Source organism: Segatella oris (genome assembly GCF_900637655.1).
GTDB lineage: Bacteria > Bacteroidota > Bacteroidia > Bacteroidales > Bacteroidaceae > Prevotella > Prevotella oris.
Genome location: NZ_LR134384.1, coordinates 2,117,455 through 2,132,343 on the forward strand (window position 1 = coordinate 2,117,455; position 14,889 = coordinate 2,132,343).

The window sequence follows — 14,889 nt, forward strand, 5'->3', positions numbered from 1 at the left end:
TATCACACCATTTATCAAAGCGTCAAGGCTATGATATAATCAATATCAGTGGGAATTGCTCCAAGATTCAGGGTTATTCCATTGCCCGTTTTCGTGTAATTGACGGACTTACCCGTGGCATAAACCAAAGCCGACTTCACCTTGTGATTGCCAAGAGGAACGAATAAACTTGAGTCCATACAATTCAAAATATGGATATAGAGTTTGTTTCCGCGCTGAGTACTTACGCCCCAATCATGCGGAGCTACAATTCCTCCACGCGTGCCATAAATGGTTTCTCCGTATTTATTCATCCATTTTCCAATGGCTTTCAGGCGATCGAGGGCAAGCGAAGGGAGTGCTCCTCCTGGTTCCGGACCTACATTAAGCAACAGGTTTGCATTCTTCCCCGCTGCCCGAACCAACATCTGTATTAGTTCTTTGGGCGTTTTATAGTTGCTGTCGGTAATCGAATAGCCCCAGTGGTCATTGATCGTCTGGCATGATTCAAGAGGTAATCTGCTGATGCCCTGTCCCGAAAGTCCTGCTTTATTCTCGCCGGGAAGATCACGTTCGAATATCTGAATGTCCTCACCGGGATTGGGAGTCTGATGATGATTGTTACCAATGAGACACTGTGGCTGTAGCTTATGTATCATTGCATACTGCGCTTCCAACTGCCAATCAAAGGGCTTTGCATCGCTGTCATGGTCCCACCAGCCATCAAACCATATGGCTCCAATCGGCCCATAGTGGGTAAGCAGCTCTGTAAGTTGCGTGTTCATGAAGTTGTAATAGCTTGTCCAGTCGGCTTTCTCTTTCTGTCTGCCTGTCCCAAGTCCTGTCCTTCCCTGCGGATAATCTTCTCTTCCCCAGTCCAAATGCGAATAATAGAGGTGCAATTTAATGCCGTGTCGCTGGCAGGCATCGGCCATTTCCTTGATGACATCCCGCTTGAACGGTGTTGCATCTACCGTGTTGTAAGTGCTGGCAGAGGTTTTGAAAAGCGAGAAACCATCGTGGTGGCGCGTTGTTATCGTGATATATTTTGCCCCGGCAGCCTTGATTGCCCTCACCCAGGCATCTGCATCAAACTCTGACGGATAGAAAGTCTTTGCCAACTTCGGGTACTCCTGATAGTTGATATTCCTGTTGTTCATCACCCACTCGCCTGCACCCATCATCGAGTAGAGGCCCCAATGCAGGAATACACCAAACTTCTCATCCTGGAACTGCTCACGCGCCTTGAGGTTTTCAGACGTTGGCCGATAAGTCTCCTGCGCCATGCCGACATAATTCATCAGCAGAGTTGCAATTAAAAATAAAGTCTTTTTCATGTATGTTTCTATTGTTTAGATTTCTGTTTACAAAGATAATGAAAGTTCTGAAGAATTGTATCGAAAATCATCCGTTAAAGTTTCATCGGCAAAAAAATAAGAGAAACATCCAGCTCTAACAGTATAGGACAGCACTGCAAAAGCAGGGATAAAGCGCATTGTGGGTTGTAGAAACTAAAGAAGACATAAGCAGAGACAGGCAACATGCGTCAAACTGTGCTGTAACTTGACGCAGAACACACTGCAATCAGCATCAAGTTACGCGGTAATCTGCGTCAAATCACACGCTGAAATGACGCAGATTGCGAGGCTTTCAGCAATCGTGCATTTCATAAAGTTCAATGTTCAACATTCAATACGAAAAGAAAAGGCTTTCCTCTTTCACCGATATTATCTTACTACATGACTACAAGCAGGGATTACTGTGACAGAAAAGGTTAAGCATATGGTCTGAAAGTAGCACCTGATATTACTACAGTCAGGTTACATACTACAGTGCCTTTACGGATTCTTCACGGCAACAACAGAAAACAGCATCGGTATCTCGCCCTTCTTTCCCACTATTTTGAACGTTCCATTCTTTTCGGCAATCATATTTCCAAACAGGTTGAAAGGCGAGTAATCATACTCTCCGAAAGACTTTATCCGTAAGCCATTATGGAGCAAACCATTCAGAACTACAGCCAACCCATGGTTCCACGTAACAGTCTTTTGCCGAGTGTCAATTTCAGAGTCTGTATAGGTGGGTTCTTCTACAACGTAAGGTTCTTTGCGTGAATAGGCATATCGGACTTGAGAAAAATCTTCATTGAACATCCACAATATGGGATGAAATTCCACGATAACGAACTTTCCACCATCTTTCAGCATCTGTGAAATCACCTGCCCCCATTGGATTAAATCGGGTAACCAATTAACTACACCGTAAGATGTATATACAATGTCAAACTGTTGTCCTTGCAGCATAGTAGGCATATCGTAGACATTACAGCAGCAGAATTGCGCATTCAGTCCTAATTCTTCATTTAAAGACTTTGCCGTTTGTATAGCCTCTTCCGAAAAATCTATCCCCATTACGTTGGCTCCCAACTTTGACAAGGAAAGCGTATCCATACCGAAATGACATTGAAGATGCAGAATGGACTTTCCCCGAACGTCTCCTAACAATGACAAATCTAAGTCGGGTACAGACTTTATCTCTTTCTTGAATTTATCTAAATCATAAAATGAGGAACACAAATGAATTTTTGTTCTTGCATTCCACGCTTCTCTGTTTGTCTTATAATAATTTTCCATTGGTTACTTCTTATTTATGATAGATGTGCTGTTCTTATGCCGAATTCATATGTTTTCATAAAGCCAAATGTTCAAACTTCAATATTCAAAGAAAAAAGTCCCAAGGAGTTCTCTTATCATCAGAACTTCTCGGGACTGTCATATAAAATTCTATGATGCTGATATTACTCCTCAACCTCACTGAAATCTTCCTTGGTTACACCGCAAGTTGGGCAAACCCAGTCTTCCGGTATATCTTCAAATGCAGTTCCGGGTGCAATACCATTATCAGGATCTCCTACAGCTGGGTCATAGATATACCCACAAACGTCACATACATACTTTTTCATAATTGTTTTTGTTTTAATGAATAATGATTTATTTTGTTGCCTTGGCAAATGCCTCTCCATAGTCACGACAGGTGGCAAGTGCGTCTTCATCGGGAACCCACAAAGCCTTAATTCCATCGTCAACAAGTTCGAAACCCGCCTCCTGCAAATGTGCACTAATAAGCTTAGGTGCATCACCGCTCCAGCCATAAGAACCGAAAGCAGCAGCCTTCTTCCCCTTAAGCTTCAAGCCGCGGGCCATTTCAAGAATACCGGCAATGGCATAAGAATACCCATAGTTGATTGTCGGTGAACCTACAAGTACGGCTTTCGACTGGAAGATTTCCGTCAGGATGTCGTTCTTGTCTTCCTTGGCTGCATTGTAAATCTTCACGGTAACGCTATTGTCTTCAACCAATATGCCCTCGGCAATGGCTTCTGCCATCTTGCGGGTAGACTGCCACATGGTGTCATAGACAATGGTTATCTGATTTTCCTTATAAGCATCGGCCCATGCTTGATACTTCTCAATGATCTGCATAGGATTGTTTTTCCACATCACCCCATGGCTCGGGCAAATCATTTTGATAGAGAGATTCATGCCAAGAAGCTCTTTCACCTTACGGCTTGCCATTGCACTATAAGGACAAATGATGTTGGCATAATACTTTTCTGCCTCCCAAAGCAGGTCGTCCTGCTTTACGAGATCATTATAAAGTGATTCGGTTGCGAAGTGCTGGCCAAACACATCATTGGAGAAGAGAATATCTTCACCGGAAAGATAAGACATCATCGTGTCGGGCCAATGCAACATTGTAGCCTCAATGAAAGTAAGAGTCGACTCGCCTAAGTCAAGCGTATCGCCCGTTTTGACATTCACAAAGTTCCAGTCCTGATGATAATGTCCGCGGAGAATAGCCTCCCCTTTCTTTGTACAATAAATAGGAGTGCCGGGGATTTCGCGTAAAAGTTCGGGGAGAGCACCGCTATGATCAATCTCATTATGGTTCATGACAATGTAGTCTATCGCCTTCAAATCAATCTCACGCTTCAGTCTTGCCACGAATTCTTTATCGTAGGGCTGCCACACAGTATCCATCAATACAGTCTTCTTATCCCGAATAAGGAATGCATTATAGCTTGAGCCATGGTCGGTGGAGAGTTCATCACCATGAAAACGCACTAATTCCCAATCAATCTTTCCTACCCAAGTTACCTTATCTGTTATCTTCTTCGCCATAATAATTAACAATAAATGAATTAATAAGCAAAATTAACAATAATTCTTCAAAGCGCCATAATAGCTCGCACTTTTTTTCATTTTTCATGAAATTAAGCTCATGAAAAAGGGAAAATGTGCTGAAAATGATGTCATTCCATGACCAATAAGGAACAACAAAACAGAAAAAGAGGCGTGACGAAATGAGTCGTCACGCCTCTGATGATTATCTGATCAATAGTGTAGTTAGAGCGAAGCCACAGATGCACTGTCAATCCATCCATACACCATACTGCATACACCAAAGAGGAGGATGCCCGTGGTGCAGATAGCCAAAGCCAACTTAGTGCTTGAAGCACTCTTGAAAGTTGGCAGTGGATTTTCGTTGTGTTTGATATACATTGCCTTGACTATCAGCAGATAATAGTAGAGACTCACTACCGTGTTGACCAACGCAATGAATACGACTGCATAGGCAAGTGAGCCGGCTGTCGTGCTGATTGATGCTCCTTTCACAGCGGCCATGAATACGAAGAACTTGCTGAACATACCTGCAAATGGGGGAATGCCACCTAAGGAGAACAGTGCAAGCGTCATCAGGAAAGCCAAACGGGGATTGGTTTTGTAAAGACCATTGTAGCCTTCCATGTCAACCACGCCGTTATTATGTTCTTCAACGCTGCTGATAACCGAGAAAACGGCCATGTTAGCTGCAACATAAATAAGCACATAGAAACTCAAAGCCGTGAAGCTCATAGCAGAATTGCCGATAAGTGCCAACACGATATAACCCGCCTGAGAAATAGAACTGAAGGCCATGAAGCGCTTCAAGTCACGCTGGCGAATGGCAAAGAGGTTGGCAATCGTGATAGAAAGCACGATGACTATGAACAGAAGATACTGCCAATATTCAACCATCGGGGCAAACACTTTCATCAGAATGGCGCACAACGCAAAGGCTGCTGCACCCTTACTGACAACAGAAAGATAGCCGGTGACAGTTGTAGGAGCACCCTGGTAGGTGTCGGCTGTCCAGAAATGGAAAGGAACCAAAGACAACTTAAAACCCAATCCACTGAAGAAGAACACCATACCTGTGATAGTAAGCGGTGTTGCCTGCATCTTCATGGCAAGGTCGTCGAAATAGAGAGTTCCCATAGCGCCATAGAGGAATGAAATACCAAAGAGCATCACACCGCTTGAGAAGGTTGCTGTCAAGATGAACTTAGCAGCTGCTTCTGCCGAATTGTGACGGTATTTGTCAAGTCCTACGAGGCATGCCATTGGCACAGAAGCCATTTCAAGACCGAGGAAGAATAACAGAAAGTGATTGGCACTGACCATCATGTTCATACCTAACAAGGTTGAAATCAGCAGCATGTAGAACTCGCCCTCCTTGAACTGTGTATCGGGACGAGACAGCCACTCACGACTCTGAATGAGCACAATGAGTGCGCCCAAGGCAAGAATAGTCTTGATAACCCCGATAGCAGGCGTTGTATAATACATGTTGCCAAAAGCAGCAGCAGCGGTTACAGGGAAAATATTGATGACAATATGCACAGCCATCAACAAGCAGACTAAGGGATTGAACCACGCACGTGGTGATACGGCTTTACTTTCGGCATTGGGTAAAACAACACGCTGAGCGGTCGCAAAGTCTGCAATGAAGATGATAATCAGAAGCGCCACGAGGGTCACTTCAGGTATCATGCTTAGAAATTGACTATAATCTATATTCATCATAAATCTTTATTCTTTATCATTTATAATCTACATTACAGCGCAGCAACCGTTGTACCAAGGATATGATTGATGATAGAACCAACCGAATCGCTGATGACATTGTTTGCCCAGAGAGGGAACAGACCAAGACCTGCAACACAGAAAATCAGACCTCCAATAGCAAAACGCTCGTCCCATGTAGCATCATGAAGTTCGAAGAACTTGGGATTGGCAACCTTCTGGAAAAGGATTTTACCAACAACACGCAGGATGTAGACTGCCGTTATCACAATTGAAGAACATGCAATGATGGTGCAGACACGATGGAACATATCGCCATTCTGGAATGAACCAACGAAAATGGTCATCTCTGCAACGAAGCCGGAGAAGCCTGGCAGACCGAGATTGGCAAGACCTGCCACAACATAAGCTACGGAGAGGAAAGGCAAAACTTTCATCAATCCGCCGAGATAGCGGACGTCACGTGTGCCGGCACGGTGATAAATCATACCGATGCAGGCAAAGAACAATGCCGTCATCAAACCATGAGAAAGCATCTGCAGAACAGCTCCCGTGATAGCAGTCTGGGTCATCATGCAAAGTGCAAAGAGCACCATACCACAGTGGGAAACTGACGAATAGGCATTGATATACTTCAAGTCGGTCTGTACACAAGCAGAAAGTGCACCATAAACCACAGAACAGGTGGTAAGGATAAGGAATATCCAAGAAAGCTCCTGTGCTGCTTCAGGAAGCAGATACATGGCTATACGGAAACAACCATAACCGCCAAGTTTCATCAATACACCGGCATGAAGCATAGAAACTGCCGTCGGTGCCGATGCATGACCGTCAGGTGACCATGTATGGAACGGGAACAAAGCACCCAACACACCGAAACCAATGAAGATGAATGGGAAGAAAACTTTCTGAACAGATACAGGAATATTGTGCAGAGCAGCAATCTCATTGATATTCATTGTGGTGGCACCACTGAAGTAGTAGATGCCAAGAATACCGATAACCAACAACGCACTACCACCCATGAGCATCAACGTAAGCTTCATGGCGGCATACTCCTTAGGCCCTGTTCCCCATACACCGATAAGGAGATACATTGGTATCAAGGCTACCTCATAGAACATAAACATGGTGAAAAGGTCGGTCGAAATAAAGAAACCGAACACACCAATGCTCAAGAGAACAAACCAAAGGAAGTATCCCTTCTTCATCGGTTCAAGTTGCCATGAAGCAAAAGTTCCTGTGAAAACGATGACTGCAGACAGAAGTATCATCACTACAGAGATACCGTCTACACCCACACTGTAGGCTATATTCAATGGAGCAAACCAAGGAACGCTATAGGTAAACAACATCAAATCAGTGTTGCCGGCATTGCGCATCTGAATAAATGTGACAGTGAGCCAGATTGAAAGGCCAAGCAATGCGGTAGCACCGACAACCATCACGCCACGTACCTGATTATCGTTCTTTGAAAGCCAAAGACCAACAAGCATCAGGACTGGAATTACTACAAATAATGTTAATATACTCATTTTTTACTTGTCTTTATTCATGTTCATGATTCATTAGCTGAAAATACAAAGCAAGATCAGTGTCAATGCAATGGTACCTGTAAGGAACCATGAAGCGTATGAACGGACATCACCACTCTGCCAAGGACGGATAGTCTCACCAGCTTCCTGAGCACCCCATGCCATGAAGTTGAACGTACCGTCAATAACATGACGATCGAACCATGCAATTGGTTTAGAGAAACAATTGAACACAATCTTGTGCGTGAAGAACTGCCATGCATCATCAATATAGAAGCGGTTGAGCGCTGCCTTGTGAAGACGTGGCATCTTCTTCTGCAACATGTCTGGAACAGGATTGTGCTTGGGGAGATACATCCATGTAGCCAATCCAATGCCAATGGCTGCTGCCAAGAGACTGAACCATGCTACACTTGAGAATTCAAAATGTTGCAAACCGATTTCCATGGATTGGCCTGTTGCTGAAACGAAGTGTCCGAATGGAATCCAACCTGCAAAGATTGAGATGACAGCAAGGAACACCAATGGACCCCACATAACGAAAGGTACCTCTGCAGGACGCTTGCGGTTCTCAGGATCAAGCTCATAATAGCTCTGTCCCCAGAAAATAACATAGTAGAGACGGAACATATAGAATGCTGTCATTCCTGAAACAAGGGTCATAAACCAGCCAAGGAATGGAGAGAACTCAAAGCAAGCAGATACAATTTCGTCCTTTGAGAAAAAACCTGCGAACGGCCATACACCACTGATTGCTATACAACCAATGAGGAAACAGGCATTCGTGATAGGCATATACTTGTGGAGTCCACCCATATATTCCTTGAAGTTGCTTCCGATAATCACAATGATAGCGCCGGAGCAAAGGAACAAGAGAGCCTTGAACATGGCATGTGTGAACAAGTGGAACATACTTGCCATATAGCCGAGACCACCTTCATGGTTGTCAAGAGCATAACAAACGCCCAAAGCTACAAGCATATAGGCAATCTGAGAAATCGTTGAGAAAGCCAAACCACGCTTGATATCGCGCTGTGCACAAGCAACAGCTGCGGCATAGAAAGCGGTGAAAGCGGCTATATAAGCTACCCAGTGAAGTTGTTCGGGGGCATATTCTACCCAGATTGGGAAGAGACTTGCAACCTGATAAACACCGGCAACAACCATGGTTGCAGCATGAATAAGCGCAGAAACAGGTGTTGGGCCTTCCATAGCATCCGGCAACCAGATATGAAGCGGGAACATAGCACTCTTACCTGCACCACCAATGAACATCAAGAACAAGGCTGTTGGAAGCACCCAAGCATATTCTTTAGCCACACTTGCAAGCTTACCAATCAGTTCAGGATTTGCATTCAGGTCGTAGTTGAACGTGCCAACATAGAAACTGAAGAACAGAATACCAATAAGAAAGAACAAATCGGCAAAGCGAGTAACAATGAAAGCCTTCTTAGAGGCATGCACAGCCGCATGCTTTGGATAATAGAAACCAATCAACAGATAAGAACAAACGCCCACAAGTTCCCAGAACATATACATCTGGAAGATATTTGTAGCAACGACCAAGCCCAGCATACTCATTGTGAAGAGCGACAGATAAGCATAGAAACGCTGAAAACCATGTTCGTATTCCTCAAACTTATAATGCTCGTCACGCTCGGCCATGTAACCGAAAGAATAGATGTGAACCATGAAACTTACCGTTGTAATCACAATCAACATCATCACACTGATAGGTGTCAGGCGAAATCCGATATTGAAAGTAAGCAGTTCAGTAAACTTCAACCAGGTAAAATTGAAAACAGTAACTGTCGGGTACATACCTGTGGCAGCATCCCGTCCGATGACAAAGAAATACTCATAGGCTGTATAGACAGACATTGCAAAAAGGCTGCCCAACATGATTGTACCGATAAGACCAGCTACCTGCTTCTTCATCTTCATGCCCAAGAGTCCCAGAACCAAGAAGCTCAGGAAAGGCAGAAGAAGTATTAAAAATGCATAACTGTATTCCATCTCTTTTAGAATTTCATGTTTTCAATACTGTTCACCTGATCACTATGGTAGTTACGGTAAACATTAATAATAATAGCAAGTGCCACTGCCGTCTCTGCCGCACTGACTCCTATAGAGAACAAGGTGAAGAAGAAACCTTCAAGCTGTCCGGGGAAAAGGAGACGGTTGAAAACTGCAAAGTTCAAGTCTACAGAGTTCAACACAAGCTCAACAGAAATAAGCATGGCAACCAAGTTGCGACGCGTAACAAAGCCAAAGACACCAATGAAGAACAAAAGTGTGCTGAGCACGAGATAACATTCTACAGGGATATTCATTTGTTATCCTCCTTTCTTGCAATCATAATACCACCAATGATACACGCCAACAGGAACAGTGAAATGAATTCGAAAGGCAACACATATTGATACTTGTCGCTTCCGAGAAGCGCTGTACCTATCTGTTCCATCGGCACTTCTGTGTCGGTAGCCTGCATCGCTGCATTATAAAAATTGTTTTTAATAAGAACTAAACCTACCGTCACAAGACCAACAATACTCAAGAGAATTCCATTGACAACTCGGCTGCCCTTGAAACGCTCAACAAGACCTTGCAACGTGCGCTTAGATACAAGCTGAATGGCGAAGATATACATCATCGTAATGCCACCGGCATAGACAGAAATCTGTGCTGCACCTAAGAACGTATAGTCAAGAAGGAAATAAATTCCTGCAACACCAAACAACACGAACAGCAGGAATGTTGCTGAACGCATGATGCGTTTGGTCAGAACACACATGATAGCTGAACCAAGAATGACTACAGCTAAAATGCAAAACATAACTAAATTTGCCATAATCTATTACTTGGTTTTAGTGTTAAACTTACCGATTGTCAATGGTGCACCACCTTCAATCAGATTAGGGAGGCTACCACCTTTATATACTTCCTTATCGAGATGATAAACCAACTTGTCACGATTGAAGACAGAGTTCTCGAAATCATTCACAAACTCTATGGCCCCGAAGTTACAAGCATTGACACAAAGCTGACAGAACATGCAGTCGCCAAGGTCATACTGGTAGTCATCAAGTTGTTTCTTCTTGCGACCCGTTTCAGGGTTCTCCTCCAAATGGGCTACAATCTTGATTGTATCATTAGGGCAAGCTTTCTCACACATGGTACACGCCGTGCATTTATAGTTCTCATCTTCATCACGCAAGAAGACAAGACGGCCACGATGACGCTTTGCAACATGCAGGGTAGTCTTGCGGTTTTCAGGATACTGCTCCGTAGTCTTCGGCGTGAAGTATTCCTTCATCGTCACCTTCAGACCTGTTCCAAGTGTCTTCAGTGCAGCACCTATTTCACCGAAATATGATTTGTTATTTTCCATTTTAATTAAATTCCTTAATCAATTTCATGAAAGAATTAAACCAAGGCAACCCAAACGGTTGTCAAAGTCAGAATGACAAGCATCAATGGCATGAGATACTTCCACTCCAATTTCAATATCTGGTCAATACGAAGACGAGGGAATGTCCAGCGAATCCACATCAGGATCCACACAATTGCAAACGTCTTTACAAAGAACCAGATGATGCCCGGAATGAAATCCATCACGGCATTGAAACCGTCAAGACCAGCTACATGCAAAGGCATCCAGCCTCCCAAGAACACTGTAGCAGCAATACCCGAGATAACAAACAGGTTCAAGTATTCAGCCAGATAATAGAAACCGAAGCCCATACCGGAATACTCTGTATGATAACCGGCTGTCAACTCACTCTCAGCCTCTGCCAAGTCAAATGGGCCACGGTTAGCCTCAGCATTGCCTGCAACGAGGAACACCAAGAAAGCAAGCCATGTAACTGGGGTCTGGAATATAAGCCATGCTCCGTGCTGTGCTTCCACAATACCACCAATCTGCATGGTACCTGTCAAGACAACTGCACTGATAAGGCACAGGCATAATGACATTTCATAGGATATCATCTGAACTGCACCACGCATGGCACTGACTACAGAATACTTGTTGTTACTACCCCAACCTGCCAAGAAGACACCCAGAATGCCAATACTCGAAATTGCTGTCAGCAGGAAAACGCCAACATTGAAGTCGAGCACTGCAGCACCTTTGTTCCAAGGAAGGAAAGAGAATGTGCCGACAGATGCAATGATAACCAAGAAAGGAGCAATGTAATAAAGCATCTTGTCTGCCTTATCAACAGCAAAGATTTCCTTAATCAACATCTTCAACACGTCAGCAAACACCTGGAAGATCCCCCAAGGACCAACACGCATCGGGCCAAGACGACACTGGAAATAGGCGCAAACCTTACGTTCCATGAAGATTAGCACGATAGCAATCAGTGCATAGGCTGTGAGAATGCAGATGCCTACCAGTACACACTCTATCAAAATCGACCAGAAATCTCCAAGATTCAACGTGTGACGGAGAAGACTGTCAATCCATCTTGTTACTATACTAAAATCATACATAATTATCTATCAATATCTGGTATAACGAAATCAATTGCTGCACCTGTAGCCACAAGGTCGGCTAACTTCTGTCCCTTCAGCATCTTGTCGAATGCACCTGTAAGGGTCAGACCCATTGGACGCATCTTCAGACGGTAAGGACTCTTGTCGCCACGTGAGTCAAGATATACGCCAAACTCACCAGCTCCACCCTCAACAGAGAAGAACCACTGGCCTTCGGGCACCTTGATAATAGGTTTCTGCTTGATATAGAATTCACCCTCAGGAATGTTGTCTATCAACTGTTCAATGATATTCAGACTCTGATAAATCTCCTTGATATGAACCATATAGCGTGCCATAGAGTCGGCACCCGTCAGTGTCACCTCCTCAAAGTCAACCTTACTATACATGGCATAAGGGTGATTTTTGCGCACATCGTTATGCCAACCGGCAGCACGTCCGGCCGGACCTGTCACGGCATAATTGATACAATCTTCAAGATTCATCGGCCCGACACCTTCAAGACGCTGATGTGTGATGACGTTATCCCCAAAGACATCGAGGTATTCCTGAACCATCGGACGCAGATATTTGCAGAGTGTCTTCACGTTCTGAACAAAGTTCGGGTCGATATCATCCTGCAAACCACCAATGCGATAGTAGTTCTGAATGAGACGTCCACCCGTAGTTTCCTCCATGACATTCAGCACATGCTCACGGTCGCGCATACAATAAAGGAATGCGGTCAGCGCGCTCAAGTCCTGTGCACAGGTGCCAAGGAACAGCAAGTGGTTGTCAATACGCTGAAGTTCATCCATGATGGTACGGATATACTGAATGCGGTCTGAAAGCTCTATGCCCATACCTTCCTCAATAACGCCCACCAAGGCATGACGGTGCATCATGGCACAAAGATAGTTCAGACGGTCGGTGAAAGCCAGTGTCTGTGGATAAGTCATGCTTTCACACATCTTCTCCATACCACGATGAATATATCCCAAATGAGGATAGATGTGTTTCACGGTTTCACCATCGAGCACCGTCTGCAAGCGAAGCACACCGTGCATGCTCGGGTGGTTAGGGCCCAAGTTCACGATGAAGTCATCTTCATCAAACATGCGATGCTGGGTTGCAACCAAGTTTCCCTGCTTGTCGAGGTTCCATTCCGTAGTGAAATCACTCTCTGGTTCATCGGTTGTCGGGAACATGTTGGCTTCAGGACTCGCATCAAAATCCTTGCGGAGCGGATAGCCTTTAAAGTCATTACGCATGAACAGACGGCGCATGTCTGGATGACCAAGGAACTTGATGCCCAAGAAATCAAACACTTCACGCTCAAGCAAGTTGGCAGCATTCCACAGATGAATCGTGGTTGGAATGACATATTCCTTACCTATCTGCTTTGCAATCGTTCTGACCGAGCAGCGTTCATGGCTTTCTGTGTTCTCAAGAATATAGATACAGCCCAAGCCTTCCTCACCAAAGTCTTCACCAATAATGGTAACAAGATAGTCGAAATGCTTTTCGTTCTTCAACTTCGCCATCTCTGCGGCAAAGTCATCGAATTGAAGTTCTATGTTATTTAATTTCATCTTCTTTTACCTTATTAATCTGTTAGACCTTTTTCGGGATCGAAATCAGCGGGCACATCCGTTACGATGATAGGCGATTTCTTTCCAAGTTTCTCGGCAGCAGTAATCGTTTCATTGCTCAATCCGCGCAAACCACCCTTCGACATAGACAGCTCACGCTCTTCTTTCGTCATCTTATGGTTGGCTCCGCCGAAGAACTTCTCCACCTTCACCTTGCGCTGCAACTGCATCATACCATAAAGGATAGCCTCCGGACGCGGAGGACAACCGGGGATATAGACATCAACAGGCACCAGCTCGTCAATGCCACGAACAACGTTGTAGCTCTTCTTGAATGGGCCTCCACTGATCGTACAGCCACCAACAGCCACAACATACTTCGGCTCAGCTATCTCATCATAGAGGCGTTTGAACACAGGAGCCATCTTATTGGTTATCGTTCCGGCACACATAATAAGGTCGGCCTGACGTGGGGAGTTACGGGTAACCTCGAAACCGAAACGTGAAAAGTCATAACGGGCACAGCCCACAGCCATGAACTCTATGCCACAGCATGACGTTCCGAAAGTCAAAGACCACAGTGAGTTGCTGCGTCCCCAGTTGATTGCCTGGTCAAGCGAACCGACAATAACGTTGACACCGCCTTCATTCAGTTCTTGGGTAATCTTCTCAAGAGAGTCATTATCCTTGAATTCATCATAGGGAATACTCTTGATGTGCGGTTTTCTTACTTCCATTCCAACGCTCCTTTCCGCCATGCATAAGCAAGGCCTAAAACTAAAACAACCAAGAAGAAGCCAATGCTTATCAAGGCCAATGAACCAAATTGCTTAACGACTACAGCCCATGGATAGAGAAACACGGTCTCTATGTCAAACATCAGGAAGAGGATGGCAAACAGATAATATCCCACATGCATAGGAAGCCAGGAGCTGCCATGCGTCGGAATACCACATTCAAAAGGCTCACCCTTTACCGGATTGTATGAACGTGGGCCGATGAGTTTAGCAATGACATAAGCTGCCACCACCAAAACCACAGCCGTTATCAAAACGGTAATGAATAAAGTAAAATACATAAATTTTATAACGTTATTAATTATTTGCCTCATGTACGGTGGAGAGCTAATCCACCCAAAGCGCTGCAAAGTTAACAATAATATTAGACTTATCACTCTCTTTTTATAAAAAATGTAATATGGAGGTGACAATTTTAACCATTTAATGAGTGAAGACTGTCCATAATTCAAAATCATTCATTCAGCCTCACGGCCAAACAACCACTTCCCTCTCTGTTGACCCAGCTCCTGACTTGATGCAGAATACCACGCAATCTGACGCAGATCACACGATAACATGACGCAGATCACACTGCAATCCGGCACAGATTGCAAGGCTT

14 protein-coding genes are annotated in these 14,889 nt (G+C 44.4%); all 14 read right to left on the reverse strand.

Annotation, left to right across the window (positions count from 1 at the left end; genetic code table 11):
- Positions 1-14 precede the first annotated feature (14 nt).
- Positions 15-1,316, reverse strand: a complete 1,302-nt coding sequence (locus tag EL210_RS08825; protein ID WP_018919197.1) for an alpha-L-fucosidase — start codon at positions 1,314-1,316, stop codon at positions 15-17.
- Between the two features lie 501 nt (positions 1,317-1,817).
- Positions 1,818-2,612, reverse strand: a complete 795-nt coding sequence (locus EL210_RS08830; protein ID WP_025879480.1) for a class I SAM-dependent methyltransferase — start codon at positions 2,610-2,612, stop codon at positions 1,818-1,820.
- A 164-nt stretch (positions 2,613-2,776) separates the two neighbouring features.
- On the reverse strand, positions 2,777-2,941 hold the full coding sequence (gene rd / locus EL210_RS08835) for a rubredoxin (RefSeq protein WP_004372607.1): 165 nt from the start codon (positions 2,939-2,941) through the stop codon (positions 2,777-2,779).
- A gap of 28 nt (positions 2,942-2,969) precedes the next feature.
- The gene (locus EL210_RS08840) at positions 2,970-4,160 is read right to left on the reverse strand and encodes an anaerobic nitric oxide reductase flavorubredoxin (RefSeq protein ID WP_018919199.1); all 1,191 of its coding nucleotides are present in this window, start codon (positions 4,158-4,160) and stop codon (positions 2,970-2,972) included.
- Positions 4,161-4,385: 225 nt separating this feature from the next.
- The gene (locus EL210_RS08845) at positions 4,386-5,882 is read right to left on the reverse strand and encodes an NADH-quinone oxidoreductase subunit N (protein ID WP_081620275.1); all 1,497 of its coding nucleotides are present in this window, start codon (positions 5,880-5,882) and stop codon (positions 4,386-4,388) included.
- 35 nt (positions 5,883-5,917) lie between these two features.
- A complete protein-coding gene (locus EL210_RS08850) occupies positions 5,918-7,420 on the reverse strand; it encodes a complex I subunit 4 family protein (protein WP_025879479.1) in 1,503 nt (500 codons plus the stop codon).
- A gap of 33 nt (positions 7,421-7,453) precedes the next feature.
- Positions 7,454-9,436 (reverse strand): NADH-quinone oxidoreductase subunit L, encoded by a 1,983-nt coding sequence (gene nuoL, locus EL210_RS08855; RefSeq protein ID WP_004372603.1) that lies wholly within the window; start codon positions 9,434-9,436, stop codon positions 7,454-7,456.
- A gap of 5 nt (positions 9,437-9,441) precedes the next feature.
- Positions 9,442-9,753, reverse strand: a complete 312-nt coding sequence (nuoK, locus tag EL210_RS08860) for an NADH-quinone oxidoreductase subunit NuoK (RefSeq protein ID WP_004372602.1) — start codon at positions 9,751-9,753, stop codon at positions 9,442-9,444.
- Positions 9,750-10,271, reverse strand: a complete 522-nt coding sequence (locus tag EL210_RS08865) for an NADH-quinone oxidoreductase subunit J family protein (protein WP_004372601.1) — start codon at positions 10,269-10,271, stop codon at positions 9,750-9,752. The genes nuoK and EL210_RS08865 overlap by 4 nt, the downstream gene beginning before the upstream one ends.
- A gap of 6 nt (positions 10,272-10,277) precedes the next feature.
- Positions 10,278-10,811 (reverse strand): NuoI/complex I 23 kDa subunit family protein, encoded by a 534-nt coding sequence (locus tag EL210_RS08870; RefSeq protein WP_018919203.1) that lies wholly within the window; start codon positions 10,809-10,811, stop codon positions 10,278-10,280.
- Between the two features lie 35 nt (positions 10,812-10,846).
- A complete protein-coding gene (gene nuoH / locus EL210_RS08875) occupies positions 10,847-11,917 on the reverse strand; it encodes an NADH-quinone oxidoreductase subunit NuoH (RefSeq protein WP_004376589.1) in 1,071 nt (356 codons plus the stop codon).
- A 2-nt stretch (positions 11,918-11,919) separates the two neighbouring features.
- Positions 11,920-13,491: an NADH-quinone oxidoreductase subunit D-related protein gene (locus tag EL210_RS08880; protein WP_025879478.1), complete on the reverse strand. Its 1,572-nt coding sequence runs from the start codon at positions 13,489-13,491 to the stop codon at positions 11,920-11,922.
- Between the two features lie 14 nt (positions 13,492-13,505).
- The gene (locus EL210_RS08885) at positions 13,506-14,228 is read right to left on the reverse strand and encodes an NADH-quinone oxidoreductase subunit B (protein ID WP_018919205.1); all 723 of its coding nucleotides are present in this window, start codon (positions 14,226-14,228) and stop codon (positions 13,506-13,508) included.
- Entirely contained in the window at positions 14,219-14,569 is a 351-nt protein-coding gene (locus EL210_RS08890; protein ID WP_004376595.1) for an NADH-quinone oxidoreductase subunit A, read from the reverse strand. Before EL210_RS08890 ends, EL210_RS08885 begins: the two co-directional genes overlap by 10 nt.
- Positions 14,570-14,889 lie beyond the last annotated feature (320 nt).